This is a genomic window from Micromonospora sp. WMMD998 (assembly GCF_029581235.1).
In the GTDB taxonomy this organism is placed as follows: Bacteria; Actinomycetota; Actinomycetes; order Mycobacteriales; family Micromonosporaceae; genus Micromonospora.
In genome coordinates this window covers 2,334,165-2,359,289 of sequence record NZ_CP120740.1, presented here as the reverse complement: position 1 = coordinate 2,359,289, position 25,125 = coordinate 2,334,165, and the positions used below count along the sequence as shown (strand labels likewise).

Annotated in this window: 21 protein-coding genes; 7 read left to right on the top strand and 14 right to left on the bottom strand. The window is 73.4% G+C overall.

Going from position 1 to position 25,125, the window contains the following annotated elements:
- Positions 1 to 4 precede the first annotated feature (4 nt).
- Positions 5 to 823 carry an SAM-dependent methyltransferase gene (locus tag O7619_RS11210; protein ID WP_282287464.1) on the bottom strand — a complete coding sequence of 273 codons (819 nt, stop codon included), beginning with the start codon at positions 821 to 823 and terminating at the stop codon, positions 5 to 7.
- 113 nt (positions 824 to 936) lie between these two features.
- On the bottom strand, positions 937 to 2,142 hold the full coding sequence (gene pcaF / locus O7619_RS11205) for a 3-oxoadipyl-CoA thiolase (RefSeq protein ID WP_282288772.1): 1,206 nt from the start codon (positions 2,140 to 2,142) through the stop codon (positions 937 to 939).
- 110 nt (positions 2,143 to 2,252) lie between these two features.
- Between pcaF and O7619_RS11200 the strand changes: the two genes are divergently transcribed.
- The 4 genes from O7619_RS11200 (at position 2,253) to O7619_RS11185 (ending at position 6,500) form a co-directional block, all read left to right on the top strand.
- A complete protein-coding gene (locus O7619_RS11200; RefSeq protein ID WP_282287463.1) occupies positions 2,253 to 3,218 on the top strand; it encodes a glutathione S-transferase C-terminal domain-containing protein in 966 nt (321 codons plus the stop codon).
- A complete protein-coding gene (locus tag O7619_RS11195; RefSeq protein WP_282287461.1) occupies positions 3,211 to 3,843 on the top strand; it encodes a DUF998 domain-containing protein in 633 nt (210 codons plus the stop codon). The genes O7619_RS11200 and O7619_RS11195 overlap by 8 nt, the downstream gene beginning before the upstream one ends.
- Before the next feature lie 258 nt (positions 3,844 to 4,101).
- Entirely contained in the window at positions 4,102 to 5,382 is a 1,281-nt protein-coding gene (locus O7619_RS11190) for a dicarboxylate/amino acid:cation symporter (protein ID WP_282288770.1), read from the top strand.
- Positions 5,383 to 5,432: 50 nt separating this feature from the next.
- Positions 5,433 to 6,500, top strand: coding sequence for an NADH:flavin oxidoreductase/NADH oxidase (locus tag O7619_RS11185; protein WP_282287460.1), 1,068 nt, complete (start codon positions 5,433 to 5,435; stop codon positions 6,498 to 6,500).
- A 37-nt stretch (positions 6,501 to 6,537) separates the two neighbouring features.
- On the opposite strand, the gene O7619_RS11180 is transcribed toward O7619_RS11185, so the two are convergent.
- Together O7619_RS11180 and O7619_RS11175 are read right to left on the bottom strand one after the other, a co-directional pair.
- Positions 6,538 to 10,029 (bottom strand): ABC transporter ATP-binding protein, encoded by a 3,492-nt coding sequence (locus O7619_RS11180; protein ID WP_282287459.1) that lies wholly within the window; start codon positions 10,027 to 10,029, stop codon positions 6,538 to 6,540.
- A gap of 150 nt (positions 10,030 to 10,179) precedes the next feature.
- The gene (locus O7619_RS11175; protein ID WP_282287458.1) at positions 10,180 to 11,019 is read right to left on the bottom strand and encodes a DUF4081 domain-containing GNAT family N-acetyltransferase; all 840 of its coding nucleotides are present in this window, start codon (positions 11,017 to 11,019) and stop codon (positions 10,180 to 10,182) included.
- A gap of 139 nt (positions 11,020 to 11,158) precedes the next feature.
- On the opposite strand from O7619_RS11175, the gene O7619_RS11170 reads away from it, so the two are divergent.
- Positions 11,159 to 11,743: a PadR family transcriptional regulator gene (locus O7619_RS11170; RefSeq protein ID WP_282287457.1), complete on the top strand. Its 585-nt coding sequence runs from the start codon at positions 11,159 to 11,161 to the stop codon at positions 11,741 to 11,743.
- A 157-nt stretch (positions 11,744 to 11,900) separates the two neighbouring features.
- Here O7619_RS11170 and ispG read toward each other — a convergent pair whose 3' ends face one another.
- The 6 genes from ispG to O7619_RS11140 form a co-directional block, all read right to left on the bottom strand.
- Positions 11,901 to 13,073 carry a flavodoxin-dependent (E)-4-hydroxy-3-methylbut-2-enyl-diphosphate synthase gene (gene ispG / locus O7619_RS11165; protein ID WP_281584421.1) on the bottom strand — a complete coding sequence of 391 codons (1,173 nt, stop codon included), beginning with the start codon at positions 13,071 to 13,073 and terminating at the stop codon, positions 11,901 to 11,903.
- Between the two features lie 9 nt (positions 13,074 to 13,082).
- The gene (locus O7619_RS11160) at positions 13,083 to 14,330 is read right to left on the bottom strand and encodes a site-2 protease family protein (protein ID WP_282287455.1); all 1,248 of its coding nucleotides are present in this window, start codon (positions 14,328 to 14,330) and stop codon (positions 13,083 to 13,085) included.
- On the bottom strand, positions 14,327 to 15,541 hold the full coding sequence (dxr, locus tag O7619_RS11155; RefSeq protein ID WP_282287454.1) for a 1-deoxy-D-xylulose-5-phosphate reductoisomerase: 1,215 nt from the start codon (positions 15,539 to 15,541) through the stop codon (positions 14,327 to 14,329). The genes O7619_RS11160 and dxr overlap by 4 nt, the downstream gene beginning before the upstream one ends.
- Before the next feature lie 156 nt (positions 15,542 to 15,697).
- Complete coding sequence (locus O7619_RS11150; protein ID WP_281584424.1) at positions 15,698 to 16,330, bottom strand: Uma2 family endonuclease; 633 nt, start codon at positions 16,328 to 16,330, stop codon at positions 15,698 to 15,700.
- Between the two features lie 130 nt (positions 16,331 to 16,460).
- Positions 16,461 to 17,741, bottom strand: a complete 1,281-nt coding sequence (locus O7619_RS11145) for a PP2C family protein-serine/threonine phosphatase (protein ID WP_282287453.1) — start codon at positions 17,739 to 17,741, stop codon at positions 16,461 to 16,463.
- 57 nt (positions 17,742 to 17,798) lie between these two features.
- On the bottom strand, positions 17,799 to 18,344 hold the full coding sequence (locus tag O7619_RS11140) for a GNAT family N-acetyltransferase (RefSeq protein ID WP_282287452.1): 546 nt from the start codon (positions 18,342 to 18,344) through the stop codon (positions 17,799 to 17,801).
- A gap of 51 nt (positions 18,345 to 18,395) precedes the next feature.
- On the opposite strand from O7619_RS11140, the gene O7619_RS11135 reads away from it, so the two are divergent.
- Entirely contained in the window at positions 18,396 to 19,238 is an 843-nt protein-coding gene (locus tag O7619_RS11135; protein WP_282287451.1) for a YhjD/YihY/BrkB family envelope integrity protein, read from the top strand.
- 7 nt (positions 19,239 to 19,245) lie between these two features.
- Here the strand turns inward: O7619_RS11135 and O7619_RS11130 are convergent, their stop codons facing one another.
- Both O7619_RS11130 and O7619_RS11125 read right to left on the bottom strand, forming a co-directional pair.
- On the bottom strand, positions 19,246 to 20,412 hold the full coding sequence (locus O7619_RS11130; RefSeq protein WP_282287450.1) for an alkaline phosphatase PhoX: 1,167 nt from the start codon (positions 20,410 to 20,412) through the stop codon (positions 19,246 to 19,248).
- 93 nt (positions 20,413 to 20,505) lie between these two features.
- Positions 20,506 to 20,922 carry a 50S ribosomal protein L7/L12 gene (locus O7619_RS11125; protein ID WP_282287449.1) on the bottom strand — a complete coding sequence of 139 codons (417 nt, stop codon included), beginning with the start codon at positions 20,920 to 20,922 and terminating at the stop codon, positions 20,506 to 20,508.
- A 68-nt stretch (positions 20,923 to 20,990) separates the two neighbouring features.
- Between O7619_RS11125 and O7619_RS11120 the strand changes: the two genes are divergently transcribed.
- Entirely contained in the window at positions 20,991 to 22,586 is a 1,596-nt protein-coding gene (locus O7619_RS11120; protein WP_282287448.1) for an NAD(P)/FAD-dependent oxidoreductase, read from the top strand.
- A gap of 53 nt (positions 22,587 to 22,639) precedes the next feature.
- Here O7619_RS11120 and O7619_RS11115 read toward each other — a convergent pair whose 3' ends face one another.
- Positions 22,640 to 23,275 carry a TMEM175 family protein gene (locus tag O7619_RS11115; protein ID WP_282288767.1) on the bottom strand — a complete coding sequence of 212 codons (636 nt, stop codon included), beginning with the start codon at positions 23,273 to 23,275 and terminating at the stop codon, positions 22,640 to 22,642.
- Between the two features lie 108 nt (positions 23,276 to 23,383).
- Entirely contained in the window at positions 23,384 to 24,964 is a 1,581-nt protein-coding gene (locus O7619_RS11110; RefSeq protein WP_282287446.1) for a Rieske 2Fe-2S domain-containing protein, read from the bottom strand.
- Positions 24,965 to 25,125: the final 161 nt, after the last annotated feature.

Genomic DNA, 25,125 nt, shown 5'->3' with positions numbered 1-25,125 from the left:
CGGCTCACCCGGCGGCGCGGTCGTGCCGGGCTACGCCGCCGAACGCCCCGAACCGCTCCGGGTGCTCGTCGACGTCGGACGGCGAGTCGGGCCGCCACAGCGGCATGTGCACCACCCCCGGTTCGAGGACCGTCCAGTCGCCGAAGAAGCCGGTGACCTCGGCCCGCGAGCGCAGGGTGATCTCGGTAGCGGTACGCGCCGACAGCCGCTGCGCGTCGAGCATCTCCTGCGGCTGGTCCTCGAACGTGGAGTGGGAGATGACCAGGTAGCTGCCCACGGCGGCGGCGGCCCGCAGGGTGGCCAGGACGTCGGCCGGCCGGTCGGCGTCCGGGACGAAGTGCACCACCCCGGCGAGCAGGATGCCCACCGGCCGGTCGAAGTCGATCAGCCCGCTGGCCCGGGCCTGGTCCAGGATCAGCTTCGGCTCGCGCAGGTCGGCCAGGATCGCGGCGGCCCGGTCGTTGCCGGCCAGCAGCTCGCGGCTGTGCGCCACCGCGACCGGGTCGATGTCGACGTAGACGATCCGGGCCTGCGGGTTCGCGGCCTGGGCGACCTCGTGCACGTTGCCGACGGTGGGGATGCCCGAGCCGATGTCGAGAAACTGGTCGATGCCGGCGTCGAGCAGCACCCGGACGGCCCGGCGCAGGAACTCCCGCCCGGCGCGCATGGTGGCCGCCAGGTTCGGGGTCATGGACGCGATCTGCTCGGCCAACTGCCGGTCGATCTCGAAGTTGTGCGCCCCGCCGAGGAAGTAGTCGTAGACCCGGGCGGCGCTCGGCCGGCTCAGGTCGATCTCGGCGGGAAGTCCGTCCGGCGTGTGCATCGCTCGGTCCCCCAGGTCGTCGCCGCCGTGAGGCGGATCATGTGGTCCAGCCCACTCTATGCGGGCCGAACCAGGTACGGGAGATCCACTTGCGGCGATGTCCCCGTCCGACCTCAGGCGGCCGACTCCAGCAGCAGCGAGATGCCCTGCCCCACGCCGACGCACATGGTGGCGAGCGCCCGCCGCCCGCCCCGGCGGCGCAACTCCAGCGCCGCGGTCAGCGCCAGCCGGGCGCCGCTCGCGCCGAGCGGGTGGCCCAGCGCGATCGCCCCGCCGTTCGGGTTGACGTGCTCGGCGTCCTCCGGCAGGCCCAACTCCCGCAGCACCGCCACGGACTGCGCGGCGAACGCCTCGTTCAGCTCGACCACGTCGACGTCGGCGAGCGTGAGGTCGTGCCGGTCGAGCAGCTTGCGGGTCGCCGGCACCGGCCCGATCCCCATGATCCGTGGCGGCACGCCGGCCGCCGCCGCGCCGCGTACCCGGGCCAGCGGGGTGAGGCCGTAGCGGTCGACGGCGGCCCCGGAGGCGACGAGGAGCGCGACCGCGCCGTCGTTGACCCCGGAGGAGTTGCCGGCGGTCACCGTGCCGCCGTCGCGGAACGGGGTGGGCAGCGCGGCCAGCTTCGCAAGCGACGTCTCCCGGGGGTGCTCGTCGACCTCGACGAGCTTCGTCTCCCGCTTGCCGGCCGGCACGGTGACGCCCACGATCTCCTCGGCCAGCCGGCCGTCGGCCTGCGCCTTCGCGGTCCGCTGCTGCGAGCGGTACGCGTAGCCGTCCTGCGCCGCCCGGTCCACGCCGAACTCGGCGGCCACGTTCTCCGCCGTCTCCGGCATCGAGTCGATGCCCCACCCGCGCTTCATCAGCGGGTTCACCAGCCGCCAGCCGATCGTCGTGTCGTAGACCTCGGCGGTGCGGGCGAACGCGGTGGTCGCCTTCGGCATGACGAACGGCGCGCGGCTCATGCTCTCCACGCCGCCGGCCACCACCAGGTCGGCGTCGCCGGCCACGATCGCGCGGGCGGCGGAGGCGAGCGCGTCCAGGCCGGAGCCGCAGAGCCGGTTGACGGTGCTGCCCGGCACCTCCTCCGGCAGCCCGCCCAGCAGGGCCGCCATCCGGGCCACGTTGCGGTTGTCCTCGCCGGCCTGGTTGGCGCAGCCGAGGATCACGTCGTCGGTGCGGGCCCAGTCGACCGACGGGTGTCGCGTCACCAACTCGCGGACGACGTGCGCGGCGAGGTCGTCGGGGCGGACCCCGGCGAGCGCGCCGGCGTACCTGCCGAACGGGGTACGGACTCCGGCAACGAGGTAGGCCACGGTCATCGCGCGCACGTCCTTCGGGGGTGGGAAGGGGTCGGTCGGGGTCGCCCGCCGGGTCACGCCGGGCGTCACGGCGCCAGGATATCCGCGCCCGGAGCGGATAGGTTGGCGGCATGGTCGGGGCCCAGTTCAGCGCAGAGACAAGCGGCGGCGGTTCGTTCGTCCGCCAACCCAACCGCTTCACCGGTCGGGTCACCCCGCACTCCACCTCACCGGCCGGCGGGGGCCCGGACGAGCAGGGCCGCTGGCCGCTGGAGGCGGGCCGCTACCGACTGGTCTGGTGCCGGGCCTGCCCGTGGGCGCACCGGGCGAGGATCGTGCGCGGCCTGCTCGGCCTGGACGAGGTGATCTCGCTGGGCACGGTGGACCCGATCCGGGACGAGCGGGGCTGGCGGTTCGCCCTCGACCCGGACGGCTTCGACCCGGTGCTGGGCGTCGGCTTCCTCTCCGAGGCATACCTCGCCACCGACCCGGACTACACCGGCCGGGTGACCGTGCCGGCGCTCGTCGACACGCTCACCGGGCGGGTGGTCACCAACGACTACCCGCAGCTCACGCTCGACCTCTCCACCGAGTGGCGGCGGTTCCACGCCCCGGACGCGCCGGACCTCTACCCGGTCGCGCTGCGCCCGGAGATGGACGCGCTGATGGCGGAGATCCACACCGACGTCAACAACGGCGTCTACCGGTGCGGCTTCGCCACCTCCCAGGAGGCGTACGACGAGGCGTACACCGCGCTCTTCGCCCGGCTGGACGCGCTGTCGGAGCGCCTCGCCGGGCGGCGCTACCTGATGGGGGACACGATCACCGAGGCGGACGTGCGGCTGTTCACCACGCTTGTCCGGTTCGACGTGGCCTACCACGGCCACTTCAAGTGCAACCGGCAGAAGCTGACCGAGATGCCGGTGCTCTGGGCGTACGCCCGGGACCTGTTCCAGACCCCGGGCTTCGGCGAGACGGTGGACTTCGACCACATCAAGCGGCACTACTACGCCACCCACGACATGATCAACCCGACCCGGATCGTGCCGCTCGGTCCGGACCTGGCCGGTTGGACCACGCCGCACGGGCGTGACTGACCGGGCCGCGCGCCGGGCCACCGCCGCCTTCGCGGCCGGCTGCGTCGTGTTCGGCGCGGTCGCGGTGACGGTCGCCGTCGTCGCCGGTCCGGGCCCCGGCCCGACCGGGTACGTCAGCGAGGCCGGCGTCACCGACAGCGGGTACGCCGGGGCGTACCGGATCGGGATCTTCACGCTGGCGGCGGCGCTGCTCCTGCTCGCCGGGGCGCTGCCCACGGCGGCGCGCGCGGCGTCCGTGCTGCTCGGCGTCGGCGCGGTCGCCACGACGCTCTCCGGCACGGTGACGTGCAGCGCCGGCTGCCCGCTGCCGCCGTTCGAGGCCGCCACGGTGGCCGACCTGGTGCACGGCGGAGCGAGCATCGCGGCGACCGCCGCCGTGGTCTTCGCGATGCTGGCGCTCGTGTGCTCCCCCGCGGTGGGCGTGGCGCTGCGGCGGGTCGCCGCGATCGGCGCGGCGCTGGCGTTGCCGCTGTCCGGCGCGGTCGGGCTGGCCATGCTGCTGGTGGGCCGGGGCACGCTGGTGGGGTTGCTGGAGCGTTCACTGCTCACGGTGACCGCCGCGTGGGGGCTGGCCACCGCCGTGGTGCTGGTAAGGAGGGGGCCCCGCTTAACGCCTGGGCGATAGGCGGGGGCCCCGCTTAACCGACGGGTGTTAAAAGGGGCCCCCGCCTTACCAGCAGGGCTGTAAGGGGTGTCACGGGAGCGGTCCTTCCGGCGCGGGGGCGGCGGGAGTAGCGTGGGCCGGCGATGACCAATGTCTGGTGCCTCACCGAGCGCCTGTACGTCGACCTCCGACGGCAGGCCAGTGGCGTCTGTCCGGCCTAGCTCCGCCCCGACGCCCCTTCCCTCTCCAGACCTTGGACCCGTCCTCATGGCTTCCGCCCTGCGCAAATTTCCCTTCTCCGTGCAGATCCTGCTCGGCCTCGTCCTCGGCGTGGCGCTCGGTTTCCTCGCCCGCGCCAACGACCTCGCCTGGCTGACCAGCACCCTCGGCACCGTCGGCGGCCTCTTCGTCCAGCTCCTCAAGCTGGCCGTGCCGCCGCTCGTCTTCACCGCCATCGTGGTGAGCGTGGTCAGCCTGCGCGGCGTGGCGAACGCCGCCCGGCTGGCGCTCAAGACGCTGCTCTGGTTCGGCGTCACCGCGCTGATCGCGGTGACCATCGGCATCGGCCTCGGCCTGCTCACCGACCCGGGCCGTGGCGTCAACCTGAACCCGGCCGGCGCCGACGCGCCGAAGACCACCGGTTCCTGGATCGACTTCCTCACCGGCATCGTGCCCACCAACCCGATCGGCGCGTTCGTCGAGGGCAACGTCCTGCAGATCGTCTTCCTCGCCCTCGTCGTGGGCGCCGCCGCGCTGCTCGTCGGTGAGCCCGCCGAGCCGTTCGTGCAGCTCAACCGTTCCGTCCTGGCGATCGTGCAGAAGGCGCTGTGGTGGGTGATCCGGCTCGCCCCGATCGGCACCCTGGGCCTGATCGGCAACGCCGTCGCCTCGTACGGCTGGGACCTGCTGGCCCCGCTCGCCACGTTCACCACCGCCGTCTACGTGGGCTGCGCCCTGGTGATGTTCGTGGTCTACCCGGTGCTGCTGGTGGCCGCCGGCCGGCTCAACCCGCTGCGCTTCTTCGCCGGCGCCTGGCCCGCCATCGAGCTGGCGTTCGTGTCCCGCTCCTCGGTGGGCACCATGCCGGTGACCCAGCGTTCGGTCGAGCGCCTCGGCGTCCCCCGCGAGTACGCCTCCTTCGCGGTGCCGTTCGGCGCCACCACGAAGATGGACGGCTGCGCCGCGATCTACCCGGCGCTGGCCGCGATCTTCGTGGCGCAGGTGTTCGGCGTGGACCTGGGTGTGACCGACTATCTGCTGATCGCGTTCGTCTCGGTGGTCGGCTCGGCCGCCACCGCCGGCCTGACCGGCGCGATCGTGATGCTCACGCTGACCCTGAGCACGCTGGGTCTGCCGCTGGCCGGCGCCGGCCTGCTGCTGGCGATCGACCCGATCCTGGACATGATGCGGACCGCCACGAACGTGACCGGGCAGGCCGTGGTGCCGACCATCGTGGCCGCCCGGGAGGGCACACTCGACCGGGCCGCGTACGACTCGGCCGGCAGGCGTGACCTGATCGAGCCGGTCGAGCACGAGCGCCTCGCCCCCGTACCCGCCTGATCCACGTCCGACGGGAACGCACCCGTCGCCACGACCGGAGGAGAACCGCATTGACCACCCTGTTCACCCCGCTCGCCCTGCGCGGCGTCACCCTGCCCAACCGGATCGCGCTGGCGCCGATGTGCCAATACAGTGCCGGGCCCGACGGGCTGCCCACCGACTGGCACCGCGTACACCTCGGTTCCCGGGCCGTCGGCGGGGCCGGCCTGGTGCTCAGCGAGGCGACCGCGGTGGTGCCCGAGGGGCGGATCAGCCCGCAGGACGTCGGGCTCTGGTCCGGCGCGCACGTGGACGCCTGGCGGCCGATCACCGCGTTCGTCGCCGGTCAGGGCGCGGTCCCGGCCGTGCAGCTCGCGCACGCCGGGTTCAAGGCGTCGACGTACCGGCCGTGGGCGGAGCGGCGCGGCGGCGTGCCGGACGCGGAAGGCGGTTGGACGCCGGTCGGCCCGGGTGGCGACCCGTTCGTGCCCGACTACCGCACCCCGGTCGCGCTCGACGAGGCCGGAATCGCCGCGGTGGTGGACGCGTTCGCCACGGCCGCCGCGCGGGCGCTCGACGCCGGCTTCGCCGCGGTGGAGATCCACGCGGCGCACGGCTACCTGCTGCACGAGTTCCTGTCCCCGCTCACCAACCGGCGCACGGACGGCTACGGCGGGGACCGGGCCGGCCGGATGCGGCTCGCCCTGGAGGTGGCCCGGGCGGTCCGCGCCGCGGTCGGCGAGGCGGTGCCGGTGCTGACCCGCGTCTCCGCCACCGACTGGACGGACGGCGGCTGGACGGTGGAGGACAGCGTGGTGCTGGCCGGGGAGTTGGCGGCGGCCGGCGTGGACCTGGTCGACACCTCCTCCGGCGGCGCGGCTGCCCGGGCGTCCATCCCGGTCGGCCCCGGGTACCAGGTGCCGATGGCCGCCCGGATCCGCCGCGACGCGGGCGTGCCGACCGGCGCGGTGGGCCTGATCGTGGAGCCGGAGCAGGCCGAGCAGATCGTCGCCGGGGGCGAGGCGGACCTGGTGCTGCTGGGCCGGGAACTGCTCCGCGACCCGTACTGGCCGCGCCGCGCCGCCGCGAAGCTCGGGGCCACCCCCGCCTGGCCCGACCCGTACGCCCGGGCGTTCTGACCGTGCCGGCCCCCGCCCTGAGGCGGGGGCCAGCCGGTCAGCCGGCCAGGTGGTTCCAGCGCGGCTCCAGGTCGGACCAGGTGCCCTGGTCGGCGACCACGCCGTCGACGAGCACCACCACGTGGTCCGCGCGGACCAGCGCGGCCCGCTTCGCGGTCGAGCCGACCACTGTCACGCCGTGCTCGCGCAGCGCCGCCCACAGCGCCAGCTCCGTGGTCACGTCGAGCGCCGAGGACACGTCGTCGGCGACGAGCAGTTCGGTACGCGGGGCGAGCGCCCGGGCCAGCGCCAGCCGCTGGAGCTGGCCGCCGGAGAGCCGGGTGCCCTTGTGCCCGATGAGCAGCCCGAGCCCGCCCCCGGCGGCGGCCAGGTCGTGGTCGAGCTGGGCGGTGGTGATCGCGCCGGCGGCGTCCACCGGGTGGCCGAGCGCGATGTTCTCCGCCACCGTGCCGGAGAGCACCCGGGGTAGCTGGCCGACGTAGCCGACCTGGTTCGGGCGCAGGAACATCTCCGGCTCGGTGACCGGCTCGCCGTTCCACCGCAGCGCGCCGACGTGGTGCACGATGCCGGCGAGCGCGCGCAGCAGCGACGACTTGCCGGCGCCGACCGGGCCGACCACAAGCACCAGTTGCCCCCGCTCGACCACCAGGTCGACGTCGCGGACGGCGAGCGTGCCATCGGAGTGCAACGCGCCGAACCCGGCCAGCTCCAGCCGGCGCAGCGGGTGCCGGGGCGGCGGCTCGGGCGCCGGGGCGGTGCCGGCGGCCAGGTCGAGCCCGGGCACCGGCGCCGAGTAGGTGCTCATCCCGGTCATCGACACGGTCCGCCGGGTCCACACCCGCGCCGACGGATATTGCGAGACGAGCGCCGCGGTGGTCCACGCGAACCAGCGCGCCGCGCCGAGGGTGGAGACCGCGACCAGGGTGGCGCCGGCCGAGAGCCCGCCGGCCAGGTAGAGCGCCCAGGCCCCGATCGGCAGCAGACCGCTCGCGATCGACGGGGTGGACCGGGCCCACACCTGCATGGCGATCTCCCGGCGCTGCCGCTCGCTGCGCACCACGTCCAGCCCGTGGAGATGGTTCAGCACCGGGCGGGTGGCGCCGGCCAGCTTCACCGTGCGGGCGGCGGAGAGCGTCGAGACCAGCGCGGTGGCGAACGCGGCACGCGCCTTCACCGTGCCGGCGGCGGTGCGTTCCAGCCGGGGCCCGAACAGCGTCGCCGCGAGGCCGGAGACCACCATCGTGCCGACGAAGAACAGCGCCGGCACGAAGCTGCCCGTCACGAGCGTCATGGCGAGCACGACGGCAAGCGAGATGAACTGGTCCAGCAGGTGGTCGGCGAGCTGCACCACCCGGTCGGTGTCGCCGCCCTGCGCCACCACCTCGGCCGGGGTGTGCCCGCTGACCCGGCGCGCGCCGGTCTGCCCGTGCACCAGGCGGGCGCTGATCCGCAGCATCTGCCGGATCCACCAGTGCGGGAACCACACGTTCGTCAGGTAGGGCAGCGGGAGCACCACGAGCAGCGCGGCGGCGATCCCCAGCGCCGGCAGCCACGGGTCGCCACCGCCGACCAGGTCGGCCCAGAGCCAGGGCAGCACCGACCCGTCCAGCCCGAGCAGCGTGATCATGACGAACAGGGCGACCGAGACCAGGCCGTACCGGGGGTCGTTGAAGCCCAACCGGAGGATCTCCCGCATGGTGCGGGCGGGCGGCGTGGGGGGCGCCGGCGGCGGATCGGCGCGCGGCACCGCGACGCGGCGCGGCGCGACGGCCGGGCCGACCGGCTCGACCGGCTCGTCGGCCCAGCCGGGCGCGTCGAGCAGTTCCACGCCGCCGCCCCGGCCGCCGGTCCCGGCGTACGCCCCGGCGTGGCTGGTGGCGAGCAGTTCGGCGAAGTGGGTGGACTCGCGCAGTGGGCCGGCTTCCCGCACCGCGCCGTCGGCCATCACCACCACCTCGTCGCAGCGGCGCACCGAGGAGAGCCGGTGCGCGATGACGATGCCGATCCGGTCGGTGAGCAGCCGTTCGGTGGCGTGCCGGACCCGGTTCTCGGTGACCGGGTCGAGCCGCGCGGTGGCCTCGTCGAGGATCACCACGTGCGGGTCGCGGACCAGGATCCGGGCGAACGCGACAAGTTGTTCCTGCCCGGCGGAGAGCACGTGGCCGCCCTCGCCGAGCCGGGTGTGCACGCCGTCGGGCAGCTCGGCGATCCACGGGGCGAGGCCCAGCTCGGCCAGCGCCCGCTCGGCGGCGTCGAGCAGCTCCGGGTCGAACAGCGCGACGTTCTCGGCGAGCGTGCCGGCGAGGATCTCGGTGCGCTGCGGCACCACGGCGATCCACCGGCGCAGCTCCTCGACGTCGAGGTCGACGAGGTCGGTGTCGCCCAGGAAGACGGTGCGCGGCGGCACGTCCACGGCCCGGGTGAGCACCTTCGCGAGCGTCGACTTGCCCGAGCCGGTGCGCCCGACGAGCGCGTAGGACCGGCCGCGGGCGAAGTGGAGCCGCACGTCGTGCAGCGCCGGGCCGCGTTCGTCCCCGGTGGACGGGTAGCGGAAGGTGAGCCCGCGCACGGTCAGGTCGCCGTCGGCGGGCGCGACCCCGCCGACCGGTTCCTGCGGCGCGCCGGCAAGCAGTTGCACCCGGGCCCACGCGCCGAACGCCTGTTGCAGGTGCGGCACCCAGCGGGCGATGTGCTCGACGGTCGCGCCGAACGCGATCGCGAGCAACCAGACGGCGGTCAGCCGGGCGGCGTCCACCCGACCGGTCGCCAGCGCCCACGCGCCGGCCAACACCACGGCGGCGATGCCGACCCGGACGCCGCCGGCGGCCAGCGCGGTGACCCGGCCGGAGAGCCGGAACACCCGGTCGCCGCGGGCGATCACCGCCGCCGCCCGGCGGGCGTAGAGACGCAGCACGTACGGCCGGGCGAGGCTGGTGCGCACGTCGTCCTGGCCGTGCACCGCCTCCTCCATCACGGCCGCGAGGTCGGACCAGGCCTCCTCCTCGGCCATCCGCGCCGGGGCGATCCGGGCGGTGGGCCGGCGCAGCACGGCCGCGAGCAGCGCGGTGAGCAGCACCATCCCGACGCCGGCCGGCCACCACACGACGAGCGCGCTGACCGTCGCGAGCACACAGACGGCGATGCCCTGCGCCAGCCGTACGCCGGTGTTCCGCATCTCGGCGGCGACCTGGTAGACGTCGTTGTCGATCCGGTCGAGCAGCTCGCCCACCGGGGTGCTCTCCAGGGCGGGCAGGTGCTGGCCGAGGGCGACCCGGCAGAGCCGGCGGCGCACGTCGGCGGACCAGTCGGCGGTGAGCCGGGCCATGATCAGCCCGATCACCAGGTCGGTGACGACGGCGGCGACGAGCGCCACGACCAGCGCGGCGAACCAACCGGACGAGCGGTGCACGAGCACCGGCCCGGCCAGCGCGGAGGCGGCGGCCTGGCCACCGGCGCCCAGCACGATCAGCAGCAGGACGGCCGCCATCCGCCGGGGTGCGGTGGCCCAGAGGTCACGGAGCAGGCGCATCTGACGGTCCTCCGGACTCGGATCGGTGGGGGCGGTGACTCCAGCCTCACCGTCCGGACGCGCCGGCTCAACCGAATTACCCGGCGCGGGCCGGGCCGACGGTGCGCGCCGGGCGAACGTGGGCGGCACCGGCCCGGCCGGTGCGACGCCTCAGAACAGCACGGTGGCGAGCGTGCCGACCGGGCGGAAGCCGCAGCGCTCGTAGACCCGGCGGGCCGGCAGGTTGAAGTCGTTGACGTAGAGGCTGACCGTGGGCGCGACCCGGGCCAGCGCGTCGGTGACCACCGCGGCCATGGCCGCCGCCGCGAGGCCCCGGCCTCGCCACTCGGGCGCCACCCACACGCCCTGCACCTGGGCGGTGCGCCGGGTCACCACGGCCAACTCGGCCTTGAAGACCACCCGGCCGTCGACGAACCGGGCGTAGGCCCGGCCGGCGCGCACCAGCTCGGTCACCCGCCGCCGGTAGCCGCGACCGCCGTCGTCGGCCAGCGGCGAGACCCCGACCTCCTCGGTGTACATGGCCACCGCCGCCGGGAAGAGCCGGTCGACCTCACCGCCACGGACCCGACGCACCTGCGGGTCGGGCGTCACCGGCGGCGGGGCGTCCGTGGCCAGCAGTGGCTGGTTCGGGCGTACGTCCCGAGCCGGCCCCCAGTGACCGGAGAGGCGGTCCCAGAGCCCGAGCACCGCGTCGGCGCGGCCCACGATCGAGGAGCAGAGCCGCTCCTCGGCGCTCAGTTGTTCGGCGAACGCGGCCACGGCCGTCTCCGAGGCGAGCACCGGGGTCAGGTTGCCGCCCAGCCAGCAGATCGACTCCAGGTGGCGCCGGGCGCCGTAGCCGAGGATCCGCGCCTCGGCCCGCCACCAGGCCAGGCCGCGCGCCGCCACCCGCTCGGCGACCTGCGCGCCGGCGTACGGGTCGAGGTCGAGCAGCCGCTCGACCGAGCGGCGCTCGGACTCCCCCAGTTGGCGTACCGGCATCGTGAGCACGGTTACCAGCCTGCCAGACGCACCCGGTGGCGCGGGGGCCGACCGGACACCCGAACGATTCAACCCGACGTCTTGTCGCCGATGCGTTGGCGATATATCGTTGATGCATCAGCGATAACCCCGACAGAAGGAGAGCCCGATGGGTTTCCACCGACACGTGCACGCCCTGCGCGACGAGATGCACCGCCACGGCGGCTTCGGTTTCCCGCCCGTACCCCCGCCACCGCCGTTCCCGCCGGGCCCGCACGGCCGCGGACGCGGCCGGGGTGGCCGCGGGCGCGGCCGGCGACCGAACGTCCGCGGCGCGGTGCTCGCGCTGCTCACCGAGCGGCCGATGCACGGCTACGAGATGATCCAGGAGATCGACTCCCGCACCGGCGGGGCCTGGCGGCCCAGCCCGGGATCGATCTACCCCACCCTGCAACTACTGGAGGACGAGGGCGTCATCGCGACCGCCCCCGACTCCGAGGGCGGGCGCAAGCGGTTCGCCCTCACCGACCAGGGACAGGCCGAGGCGACCGAGGCGGCACAGGCCCCGCCGTGGGCCGAGTTCGCCGAGCAGACGGTCAACAGTTGGCACGACATCCGGGATGCCGGCACGCAGGCCATGAACGCGCTACGGCAGGTGATGACGACCGGCACCGACGACCAGCGGGCCAGGGCCGCCCAGGTCCTCGACGAGACCCGGCGCAAGCTCTACGCCATCCTCGCCGAGTCCGAGTGACCCCGGCCCCACCTCACCCCCGACGCGCCTGTTTCACGGAAACAGTGGCTATCCCGCCGCCCATAGCCACTCTTTCCGTGAAACTGCGGGGTGGGGTGGGGACGGCGCGTGCGGCCGTCCCGGTGGGGGACGGCCGCACGACGAGGCGGGACGTGGGTCAGTGCACCGTGACCGTGGCGCCGGGCACCAGGTCGCGCAGCTCCTCGGGGATCTCGGCGCCCATCTCGTCGGCGATCCGCAGCGCCTCCTCGATCAGCGTCTCCACGATCTGCCCCTCGGGCACGGTCTTGACGACCTGGCCCTTGACGAAGATCTGGCCCTTGCCGTTGCCGGACGCGACACCCAGGTCGGCCTCGCGGGCCTCACCCGGACCGTTCACCACGCAGCCCATGACCGCGACGCGCAGCGGCACCGGCAGCCCCTCCAGGCCGGCGGTGACCTCCTCGGCCAGCTTGTAGACGTCGACCTGGGCCCGGCCGCAGGACGGGCAGGAGACGATCTCCAGCCCGCGCTCGCGCAGGCCCAGCGACTCCAGGATCGCGTTGCCGACCTTGATCTCCTCCACCGGCGGGGCGGAGAGCGAGACGCGGATCGTGTCGCCGATCCCCTCGGCGAGCAGCGCGCCGAACGCCACCGCCGACTTGATGGTGCCCTGGAACGCCGGGCCGGCCTCGGTGACGCCCAGGTGCAGCGGGTAGTCGCACTGCTCGGCGAGCTGCCGGTAGGCGCGGATCATCACCACCGGGTCGTTGTGCTTGACCGAGATCTTGATGTCCCGGAAGCCGTGCTCCTCGAACAGCGAACACTCCCACAGCGCCGACTCGACGAGCGCCTCGGCGGTGGCCCGGCCGTACTTGGCCAGGAGGCGCTTGTCCAGCGAGCCGGCGTTCACGCCGATCCGGATCGGCACGCCCGCGTCGCCGGCCGCCCGGGCGATCTCCCGGACCTTGTCGTCGAACTGCCGGATGTTGCCCGGGTTGACCCGCACCGCGGCGCAGCCGGCGTCGATCGCGGCGAAGACGTACTTGGGCTGGAAGTGGATGTCGGCGATCACCGGGATCTGTGACTTCTTCGCGATCGCGGGCAGCGCCTCGACGTCGTCCTGCGACGGCACGGCGACCCGGACGATCTGGCAGCCGGACGCGGTCAGCTCGGCGATCTGCTGAAGCGTGGCGTTGACGTCGGCGGTCAGGGTGGTGGTCATGGACTGCACCGAGACCGGTGCGCCGCCACCGACCGGCACCGAGCCGACCATGATCTGGCGGCTGGCCCGGCGCGGGGCCAGCGGCGGCGGCGGTACGGGGGGCATACCGAGACTGACAGCGGTCACTTCAGGCACTCACCTTGAGAAGAGCGTGATCGGGTTGACCACGTCCGCGGTGACGGTGAGCAGCGTGAACACGCCACCGACCAGGATCACCGCGTACGTGAGGGGCATGAGCTTGAGATAGTCGACGCGACCCGGGTCGGTGCGGCCGATCCGGGCGTAGAGCCAGGACCGGACGCGCTCGAACCAGGCGATGGCGATGTGACCGCCGTCCAGCGGGAGCAGCGGCAGCAGGTTGAACACGCCGATGAAGAAGTTCAGCGACACGAAGAGCATGAAGAACACCAGCCAGGCGTTGTTCTCCACCGCCTCGCCGCCGAGCCGGCTGGCGCCGACCACGCTGATCGGGGTGTCCATGTCCCGCTCGCCGCCGGTGATCGCGTTCCACAGCGCCGGCACCTTCTGCGGGATGCGCTGCATGGCGTGCGCCGTCTGCACCGCCATGTTGCCGGTGAAGTCGGCGGTGGCGCCGAACGCGGCGACCGGGCCGTACTCGATCCGGGTCGGGGTGCTGGGCTGGAGGAGCACGCCGAGCGCGGAGACCGCCGAGGGCGTGCCCTTCGGGTCGTCGAGCGGCGCGCGCTGCACCGAGGCCAGGTCGACGGTGGCGGTGCCCTGGGCGCCGTCGCGCAGGTAGGTGACGGTGGCCGTGCCGGGCTTGGTGGCGCGGACCACGTCGAGCATGTCGCCCCAGGTCGAGATCGGGCGGCCGTTCACCGAGGTGACCCGGTCGCCGTCGGCGAGCTGGGCCTTGTTGGCCGGGCTGGCCGGGTCGCCGGCCTGGCAGGCGCGGTTGACGTTCTCCACCACCACGCACGGGGCGAGCGCGATCACCGCCGGCTCGGCCCGGAGCTGCTCCTCGTTGGTGGGGAACTTCGGGTTGGGCAGGCCGGCGGTCACCGCGATGAACCAGAGCGCGATGAGCGCGATGGCGAAGTGCATCGCGGAACCGGCGGACATCACGATCGTCCGCTTCCACACCGGGTAGCGCCACATGGCGCGTTTCTCGTCCCCCGGCTCGACGTCGTCGTCCTGCGGGGTCATGCCGACGATCTTGCAGAAACCGCCGAGCGGGATGCCCTTGATGCCGTACTCCGTCTCGCCCCGCCGGAACGACCACAGCGTGGGGCCGAAGCCGACGAAGTAGCGGGTGACCTTCATCCCGAACGCCTTGGCGGTCACCATGTGACCTGCCTCGTGCAGGCTCACCGAGATGAGGATCGCCAGGGCGAACAGCACCACCCCGAGCAGATAGCTCATCGAGCTCCTTCCACCGACCCGACGATGATCTCCTGGGCGTGCGCCCGTGCCCACGACTCGGCGGTGAGCACGTCCTCGACGGTACCTGGTTCGTCGAAGTCGGGAGCGTCCTCCAACACCCGCCGGAGGGTGTCGACGATGCCGAGGAACGGCAGCCGACCGGCGACGAACGCGGCCACGCACTCCTCGTTCGCCGCGTTGTAGATCGCCGGGCGGCAGCGTCCCGCCTCGCCGGCGGCCTTCGCCAGCGCCACGGCCGGGAAGGCGGTGTCGTCGAGCGGGGCGAACTCCCAGGTGTGCGCCGTGGTCCAGTCGACCGCGCCGGCCGCCTCGGGCACCCGGTCCGGCCAGCCGATGCCGAGCGCGATGGGCAGTCGCATGTCCGGCGGGCTGGCCTGGGCGATGGTGGAGCCGTCGACGAACTCGACCATCGAGTGGATCACCGACTGCGGATGGACCGTCACCTCGATGTCGGCGTACGGCACGTCGAACAGCTCGTGCGCCTCGATCACCTCAAGCGCCTTGTTGACCATCGTGGCGGAGTTGATCGTGACGACCGGGCCCATGTTCCAGGTCGGGTGCGCCAGCGCCTGCTCGGGTGTGACCTCCGTCAACTCCTCGCGCCGCCGGCCCCGGAACGGGCCGCCGCTGGCGGTGACGATCAGCCGGCGGACCTCCGGTCGGGCGCCGGCGCGCAGGCACTGCGCCAGCGCCGCGTGCTCGGAGTCGACCGGAACGATCTGCCCCGGTCGGGTGACCGCGGCCTTGACCAGCGGGCCGCCGGCCACCAGCGACTCCTTGTTGGCAAGCGCGAGGGTACGCCCGGCGCGCAGCGCGGCGAGCGTCGGCGGCAGGCCCAGCGAGCCGACCACACCGTTGAGCACCACGTCGCACGGCCACTGCGCCAGCTCGGTCATCGCGTCCGGCCCGGCCACGATCCTGGGCAGCTTGAAGTCGCCGGTGGCCCAGCCCCGCCGGCTCGCCTCGGCGTAGAACGCGAGTTGGAGATCCTGCGCGGCGGACGCGCGTGCCACCCCGACCGCGTCCACGCCCAGCTCCAGCGCCTGGGTGGCGAGCAGTTCCACGTTGCCGCCGCCCGCGCCGAGCGCGACCACCCGGAACCGGCCCGGGTTTCGCTTGACGATGTCGATGGCCTGGGTGCCGATGGAGCCGGTCGAGCCGAGCAGCACGAGGTCTCGGGGTGTGGTCACGCGCCCATTGTTCCCCAGCGCGCCAGCCGACCCGCCCCGACCCTTGATCGACTCCACTTCCCCGAGGTGGCGCACTCCGCGCGCCTCCGACCCCGCCACCTCGCCGACCCTGTGTGGATCATGGTCACTCGGACCGCTCGGGCGCCTCCCGACGCCTCACCGCGCCTGGTCCGATGCCTCCTCACCCAGGAGATCGCCGGGATCGACCGTGAACTCGAACGGCTGCCGCATCACGAAGGCAGTGCCCGCCGCCGCAGCGGCCAGCGGTCGGTAGTCGCCGTCAACGAGTTCGAACAGAGCGATTGTGGGCACGCGGTTCCGCAGGTCGACCCGGAGGAAGTACGGCACGCCGACGGCGGCATACTCCCGCGGCCGGTCGATGACGTCCTTACGCCGGTTACCCGGTGAAACGATCTCACCGAGCAGAACCGCGTGGCGGATGTCCATCGTCGTTCGTCCACCCCCGGGCACGTTGAGGATGACGATATCGGGAATGAAGAGATCCTTGCCCGACACGACGTTGCTCTCCAGATAGAGCCAGAGCTTGGCACGTCGGGCGGCCTGTTTCAGCAGGTAGGCCAAATCCAGTTCGGCGTCCTGGTGGTCATAGCCGGCATGTGGTGTCACGATCACGCTTCCGCTCAGGACCTCGACCTTCGGGCCGTTGGTCTCCGGTAGGAGATCGAGAGCGAGCTGCGCGGTCCACGGCTCGTCGTGCCAGCGGAGCACGTCGAACGACGGCTCGGCGGGCTGCGGTGCCGGCTCGGGCGCGAATGCGGCCTGGGCCATCGGGCTCACCCCCTCGGCAGGTAATCGTGCTATCGCCCACCCTAGCGGCGCTGCCCCGCTTCGCCCGGCTCGCACACGTTGTCCGTCGCACCACCCAGCCGCGGGCCCCCACTCTCCCGTGATCATGAAGTTATTGCGACGACACGCCGGGCAGAGCGACAACAACTTCATGATCACCGGGGGGAGCGTGGGTGGTGCCGTGGGCCGACGTGAGGCGCTCCAGGTGCGCCAACGGCAGGTGCGGCGGCTGCCACTCCAGGAACAGGGCGGTGGCGTCGTCTTCCAGCTCGTCCCGCTGGTGGGTGAGGACGGCGCGGACCAGGCGGCGCATCGTCTCCGGGCTGGGCAGCGCGTCGTTGAGGGCGCGCTCGACGAAGTCGACGAGCCGGTCCAGCCCGAACCGCTTCCCGTCGGCGCCGCGCGCGTCGGTGACGCCGTCGGTGTAGGCGAGAACCCGGTCGCCCGGGTGCAGCGCCTCCTCGTGCACCCGCGGACGGCGGTGCGCCGACAGGTTGCCCAGCCCGAGCGGCAGCGCGGTCGGACCCGGCAGCGTCCGGACGGCCCTGCCGTCGCGCAGCAGCATGGCGCCGGGGTGGCCGGCGTTGATGATCCGCAGCACGCCGGTCCGCCGGTCCAGCTCGCCGAGCAGCGCGGTCGCGAACGTGCCGGGGTGCTCGGCGCGCACCCACCTGTCGATGCTGACCGCCGTGTCGACCAGGTCGAGGCCGGTACGCCGCGCGTTGCGGTATGCGCTGACCACGAGCGAGGCCAACGCGCTCGCCTTGATGCCGTGCCCGCAGGTGTCGAAGAGCCCGACGCTCAGCACGTCACCGTTGAGCGCGTAGTCGAAGACGTCCCCGCCGACGTCGTAGCACGGTTCGAGGATGGCGGTGATCACCAGGTCGTCGGTCGCGAAGGTCAGCGGCGGCAGCAGTCCCCACACGATCTCGGCGGCGACCTGCATCGGGAGGCGGCGGCGGATCCGTTCCACCACGTCGCCGTAGTGCCGGCGGTTCACCAGGAGCTGGGCGACGTTGACGGCCACCTCCCAGGCCGGCCGGTCCAGCGCGGGGTCCCCGGCGCGCGGCGACACGATCTCCAGCACGCCCAGCCGTTCGCACCCGAGCAGCAGGGGCACCCAGAGCCGGTCCGGGTGGTCGGGAGCGCGCTGCACCCGCAGGCTGGTGTACGCCCGACCGGCCAGGGTCGTCTCGATCGTCTGCTCGCTCCGGGTCAGGCCGGCGCCGAGCAGGGGCACGAGTGCGGACTGCGGGTAGTCGGCCAGGTAGATCACGATCTCGCTGGCATCGACGGCCGGCGCGGCCTGGCTCACCAGGAACGACAGCTCATCCGGCCCGCCCCGGGGCGCGGTGAGTTGCAGCCAACGCGCCGCGTCGCCGCCGTCGACCACACCGCACCCCCCTCGTCTCCACCACCGTAGGGAGGCCGTCGGCAAAGCGCCAACGAGCTAGACGGGACGGTTCAGGACGAATGTCTCCAGCTCGGTGCCGCCGTACCAGTCGGTGCGGACCCCGACGTGGGTCATGCCGAGCCGCCGGGCCACCGCCATCGACGGCTCATTGCCGGGCATCACCACCGCGTGGACCCGGGCCGTCCCGGCGGCGAACTCCCGCGCCAGCACCGCCCGGGCCGCCTCGGTGGCGTACCCGTGGCCCTGGGCGTCGGGGTGCAGGTGCCAGCCGACCTCCAGGTCGTCGGTCGGCGTGACGCCGTCGCGGCCGGGCAACGGCTTGAGCAGGACGCTGCCGGCCGCGCGACCCGCCGCGTGCGGCTCGATGGCCCACAGGCCCCACCGACCGTCGTACGGGGCGTCGCGCTCCCGCCACGAGCGCACCCGCTCCAGCGCCTGGCCCGGCTCGGTGATCCGCCCCCGGCCGCCGCCCAGCCAGCGCATCACCTCCTCCCGGGAGTAGATGTCGTAGACCCGGGCGAGGTCGTCGGGTGACTCGGTCCAGGCCCGGACCACGAGCCGCTCGGTCGAGGCGATCATCATGACGCCGGATCGTAATGCGTGGCCGGCCACCGCACGGGGAACGAGGGGGCGATGGGCGACGGGTGGCAACGGGCGAAACGGATCACCTCGGCGGCGTTCCGGCCGGTCCGTGGCCGGGACCTGTCGCTGCACGCCGCCGCGATCACGTTCTACGGGGCGATCGCGGTGGTGCCGGTGGCGCTGCTGGCGATCTGGCTCACCGGGCTGCTCGCCGGCGACGACCAGGTGCGCCGGCTGACCTCGTACGCCATCGAAACGCTGCCCACCGAGATCGGCGCGCACCGGGCGGTGGCCGCGCTCGTCGACGCCGGGTTGGGGCTGACCCCGCTGCTGGCCCTGGCGTCGCTGCTGCCGGCCTCCCTCTACGGCGAGGGGCTGCGCCGGGCGTTCGTCTCGGTGGCCGAGCCGCGCGGCGAGTCCGGGGCGCTCGTCGGCTGGCGCGGCCGGCTGCTGCTGCTGCCACTGCTCGCGCCCGCCCCCGCGCTGCTGCTGTCGATCCTGATGGCGCTGCCGCTGACCACCCGGCTGGTGCGCCAGGGCGGCTGGATCGGCGCGCTCGGCGTCGTGCTGTCGTTCCTGGCGGTGTGGCTGGTGCTCACGCCGGTGCTGGTGTGGGTGTTCCGGGTGGTCGGCCCGGCCTCCCCGGACTGGCTCGCCACGCTGGGCATGGGCTCGTTCACCGCCGCGAACCTCTCCGGCTTCCTGCACGGCTTCGTGCTGTTCTGCTCGCTGCCGCTGAACCTGGGCGTGCCGTTCGGCGGCTTCGACGAGATCGGCGCCGGGGTGGCGGTGCTGCTCTGGCTCTATCTCTTCCACGTGATCGTGCTGGCCGGATATTCGGCCACGCTGGCGTTGGGCCGGTGGCGGGCCGCCCACCTGGCGGCCCGCCCCTGACCGCCGGTCAGCGCCGGAACGGGCCGCGCACCTCGTACGTGATGCCGCCGCTGCCCGCCTTGGCGCCGCTGGTGCCGCGCTGCGAGGAGAAGTAGAGCCGGCTGCCGTCGGGGGAGAACGCCGGCCCGGTGATCTCCGAGCCGTCCTGCCCGAGGAGCCGGACGAACGGGGTCACCACGCCGGCCGGCGTGATCATGTTGATCTCCATGTCGCCGCCGTCCTCGGCCACGTACAGGTCGCCGCCCGCGCTGCCGGTGATGTTGTCCACCCCGGTCAGCGGCGCCGCGCCGGACTCCACCAGCGAGTCGTCGTACGCCAGATCCAGTCGCTGCGCCACCGCGTCGTACGCCCACACCCGGTTGTCGCCCTTGGTGGTGAACCAGCAGGTGTCGTCCGCGTACCAGCAGCCCTCCCCGCCGTCGAACGACTGCGCGTCGCGCACCTGGCGGCGGGTGGGCACCGGGAAGCCGTCCCGGTCCGGCAGGTCCTGCCAGGTGACCGGCCCGGTCACCTGGCCGTCCCGGGCGCAGAGCACCTGGAGCCGGCCGGTGCGCAGGTCGCCCCAGGTGTCCGGGAGGAAGCGGTAGAAGCAGCCGTCCGGCTCGTCCTCGGTCAGGTAGACCACCTGCCGGACCGGGTCGCAGGCCGCCGCCTCGTGCTTGAACCGCCCCATCCGGGTCCGCTCCTCGCCCGACCGGCCGCCGCCCGGCCAGGTCTCGAAGACCCGGCCCAGCGGCACCTCCTCGCAGGAGAGCCACGTCCCCCACGGGGTGGCCCCGCCCGCGCAGTTGCTGTTGGTGTTGCTGAGGATCCGGTACGCGGCGACGACCGACCCGTCGGCCGCGAACCGCAGGGCCGAGGCGCCGCCGACAAGCGGGACCTCCGAGTTGGAGACGTAGATCCAGCCGTCGCCGGCCGGGAAGCAGGCGCCGCCGTCCGGCGCCGGGTGCCAGACGTACGAGGTGCCGGGGACCCGCTGGCTGGACCGGGCGACCACCCGACCGGTGAAGCCGGCGGGCAACTGGAGGCCGTTGGCGTCGGCGGCCAGCAGGTCGCCGTAGGGGCCGGGGCCGGGTTGGGCGGGCGCGGCCGGAGCGGCGGCGGCCCAGAGGCTGCCGGCGAAGGCGGTGCCCCCGGCCACGGTGACGGCGCGCAGGACGGTACGACGATCCATCGGTTGACCTCCCGGGATGGCGGTTGGCGCCCACCGACGGTAACCCTCGGCCGGCATCGACCGCTGCCACTGCCCGGTGAACGCGCGGTGACGTCAGAGCCGGTCCACGTACCGCTTCGCCTCCGCCAGCGACCAGCTCGTGTGCTCCCGTACCAGCTTGACGGCGTGGATCTTCTTGCCGGCGCGGACGAGCCGGGTCGCCGCGGCGCGCACCTCACCGTCCGGGTCGGCCGGGCCGGCGGGCGCGGCCGGCAGCGTGCCGCCCGCCCGCAGCGCGTCGACCGCCTGCTTCGCCTCCAGCAGCGGCAGCCCGGTCTGCTGGCGGAGCAGCTTGACCGCCTCGACCGTCCGCCCCGCGCGGGCCAGCCGGAGCACCTCGGCCTGCCCGCCGCCGGTGGCCGGATCCGGGGCGACCAGGTCCCGGGGGCGGCCCGCGGCACGCCGGAACACGAGCACGAGCAGGAGCGCGGCGAGCCCCGCCAGGAGCGCGAACTGGACACCCTCGGACATGGGCGTCACCGTAGCGTCCCGCCGCGAACCCTCCCGCCGGGGTCGGCCCGGCAGTAGGCTCCGGTCCCATGAACGACGGGAGTGAGCTGCCGTCCCGCGCCGACGTCGTGGTGGTCGGCTCCGGGCACAACGGTCTGGTCTCGGCCGTCCTGCTGGCCCGCGCCGGCCTCGACGTGCTGGTGCTGGAGGCCGCCGGGGTGATCGGCGGGGCCACCCGCACGGAGAGCCCGTTCCCGCTGGTGCCCGGGCTGCGCCACTCCACCGGGTCGTACCTGCTCGGGCTGATGCCGCCGGAGTTGCTCGCCACGCTCGACGTGACCATTCCGGTGCTCCGGCGCGACCCGCACTACTTCCTGCCCACGCCGGGCGGGCCCGGCTCGCCGTACCTCCTCTTCGGCCGCGACACCGCGGCCACCCGGCGGCAGCTCACCGACATGTTCTCGGCGGCGGACGTGGCCGCCGACGACGCGCTCCAGGCCGAGCTGGCCCAGCTCCGCGACGACCTCGCGCCGGCCTGGCTGGCCGAGCCGCTGCCGGTCGAGGAGACCGCCGAGCGGTACGTCCGGCCGGCACTGCGGCAGGTCTTCGTGGACCTGGTCCGCGGCTCGGTCGCCGACTACCTGGCCCGCTTCGACTTCCGCTCCGAGCTGCTGGTCAGCATGTACGCGGTGACCGACGGCCTGTCCGGGCTCAACGCCGGCCCGGACGACCCGGGCACCGGGCACAACTTCCTGGTGCACAACATGTGCCGGCTGCCCGGCGCGGGCGGCACCTGGATGATCGCCGAGGGCGGCATGGGCACCGTGTCGCGTACCTTCGCCGACGCCGCCCGGGCCGCGGGCGCCCGGATCGTCACCGGCGCCCCGGTCACCGCGATCACGCTCGACGGCGGCGCCGCCTCCGGCGTGGTGCTCGCCGACGGCCGGGAGGTGGCGACGCCCGTGGTGCTCGGGGCGTGCGACCCGTACCGGCTGATGGGGCTGCTGCCCGACGGCGCGCTCCCGGCGGAGCTGGGCGCGCGGATGGCGGCGGTCCGCCGGCCCGGCACCACGCTCAAGCTCAACCTGGCGCTCACCGGGCTGCCGCGCTTCTCCTGCCTGCCGGCCGACGCGCCCAGCCCGTTCGGCTCCACCATCCACCTGCTCCCCGGCTCCGACTCGCTGGTCGGCGGTGGCGGCGCGTCGCCGATGGCCGCGCTGCGCGGCATGTGGGCCGACGTGCGGGCCGGGCGGCTGCCGGACGAGCCGACCATCGAGTGGTACCTGCACACCACCGTCGACCCGTCGCTGTCCGACGACGCCGGGCACCACTCGTCGGCCCTGTTCGTCCAGTCGGTCCCCTACGAGCTGGCCGGCACCACCTGGGACGCGGCGCTGCCCGGCTACGTGGAGAAGCTGGTCGCGATCTGCGAGCGGTACGCGCCGGACGCCGGCGACCTGATCGCGGACGCGGTGCCGCTGCCCCCGCCCGGCATCGAGGCCCACTTCGGCATCACCGGCGGGCACATCCACCACGTCGACAACACGGTGTCGTTCACCGACCGGATGCCGTACGCGACAGGCGTTCCCGGCGTCTACGCCGGCAGCGCCGGCTGCCACCCGGCGGGCAGCGTGATCGGCGCCGCCGGCCACAACGCCGCCCGCCGCATCCTCGCCGAGATGTAAGGAGGGGGCCCCGCTTAACGCCTGCGGTAGAGGAAGGGCCCCCTTTTAACACCTCACGGCGAGGCGGCCTCCTGGCCGGCGCGCGGGAGGTCGCCCGGGCCACGGATCACGTAGAGGCCGACGAGCAGCAGGTACGCCAGCAGGCTGAGGATCGGGTCGACGAACACCACCGCGAACGCCACCAGGTAGAGCAGCGGGCCGAGCCGGAACCGGCGGGCCACCGCCCGGGCCAGCCGCGGGTCGAGACCCGGGTGCAGCAGCCCCCGCCTGCGCGCCCACCACCAGCTCAGGTTGAAGAAGAACGCCTCACCGAGCACCGTGCCGACGTAGAGCGCGGCGGTCAACCGCTGGTCACCCACGCTGCCGCGCAGGTGGTCCGCGAGCAGGTTCGCGGTGAACGGAATGGCCGCCACGAACATCAACAACAGCAGGTTGAACACCAGCAGCATCTGGTCCACCCGGCAGACGTAGCGCCACATGTTGTGGTGGGTCAACCAGACCTGACCGACCACCGCAAACGTGATCACGTACGCCAGGTAGGCGCGCCACTCGTGCCCGAGCGCCGCCGGCAGCCCCTTGTCGTCCGGGGCGTCCGGACCGAACTGGAGCAGCTCGACCGCCATCAGCGTGAGCACGATGGCGATCACCGCGTCACTGAACGCCTCCACCCGGGAGGCGTCCCGCGCCATCTCGCTCCCGCGCCCGAACCGGTACTCCGACTCCCTGTCCGCCCCCGTCACGCCGCCCCCTCACCAGGAGATGGTCGCGTGCCGGGGACGGCCGGCGGGGCGAAAGCGTCAGATGATCGCCTCCCCGGCCGGCGCCGGGGTCTCCGCGTCGGCCCGGTGGGCGCGGACCTTGTGCCCGACGCTGGTCAGGCAACGGCCGCTGGCCAGGTCGAACTTCCAGCCGTGCAACTGGCAGGTGAGCTGGTCGCCGTCGACGATGCCGAAGCGGCTCAGATCCGCCTTCAGGTGCGGGCAGCGCCGCTGCACCACCCAGCCGTCGAGCGTGATGTCCTCGGCGTCGACCGCCCGCTCGTGCTCGTCGTACCAGCCCTCGGCGTACTGGAGGCGCTCCTCGGAGAGGCACTTGAAGAAGGCGTAGACGAACTCGTTGTACTGGCCGATCCGCGCCGCGGAGAACCGGCAGGACAGGAAGAGCGAGTTGACCCAGTCCACCTCGCCGATGTGCAGCAGGTGCTCGACCAGCGCGCGCTCGGTGCGGAAACGGTAGCGGACCTTCTCGTCCGCGTACGGCCGGACCTCCTTGCCCGGGAAGTCCACCACGATCGACTCGACGTCGTTGCCGTCGTAGCTCACCAGGTCGAAGCGGACCGGACCGCCGACCCCCTTGGCCAGGTAGATCGACTCGTCGAGCAGCGGCTCGATCCGGCGCTTCATCTCGCCCAGCACGTCGACCTCGGGGTGCCGCCAGGACGCCTTCTCGGCCTCGATGACCGGGCGCTTGCGCTCCCGCATCTCCTCCAGGTGGGCGACCTTGTTCGCGAAGAACTCCTCCACCGGCACCGGGTGCGTGGTGGTCGCGCCCTCGGTGGTGACCTCCGCGACGCTGCCCGGCAGCAGCACGATGCCGTTGGTGCCGCCGACCTTCGCGTACTCGGCCAGGAAGACCGACTGGTCGGGGAAGATGTTGCCCTCGTCGCCGAAGATGTCGTTGAACTGCCACAGCTCGTCGTCGAGGAAGCACGGCGGGCCGGCGATCGGGAAGACGTTGTCGGCCTTCAGGTCGTCGATGTAGCGCCAGGTGCGGTCGAACTGCCGGTCCCGCTTCTGCTTGCCGAACGCGGTCTTCGCCGACTGCGGCAGCTCGTAGACCATCGGATACCAGATCGCGCCGGAGAACTGGAGCATGTGCGCGTGCACGTGGCCCAACTCGGCGAAGACGGTCAGGTCGGTGGGGCGGGCGTCGTTCTGGTTGAGCAGCCGGACGCCGTCGTACTCGACCCAGAGCGACGAGTCGCCGATCGGGCCGTCGGTCGGGCTGGTCAACGCCTGGATCATGATCTTCAGCCCGCCGGGCAGCTCCACGACCTGCTCGTTCGGGGCCTTGAGGAACGTGGTGAAGCCCAACGCCCGCAGCTCGTCCTCCATCTCGGAGGTGGGGAACTCGGGCAGCAGGACGGTGGCGTCCTTGGAGATCACGTCACGCAGGTGCTTGGCGTCGAAGTGGTCCCGGTGCAGGTGCGACACGTACAGGTAGTCGACCTGGCCCAGCGTCGCCCAGTCGAGCTGCGAGTTGTCCGGGAAGGGAAACCACGAGGCGAAGTAGGCGGGGTTGACCCACGGGTCGCACAGGATGCTGCCCGCGGGCGTGTCGATCCGCATGCTGGCGTGGCCCGTACCGGTCACTCGCACCGTAGTCCCCCTCGAAAAAGGCATCAGGCGTACGCCACGACGCTACCGGAGACAGTGTGGTCGCCGTTCCGCGACGCCCGTAGCGGTCGCCCTCGCGGGTCATCCGCGTCCCGTCCGGCCGGACCCTGCGCCGGGCCGATCACGGGGCGTGCCAGACTAAC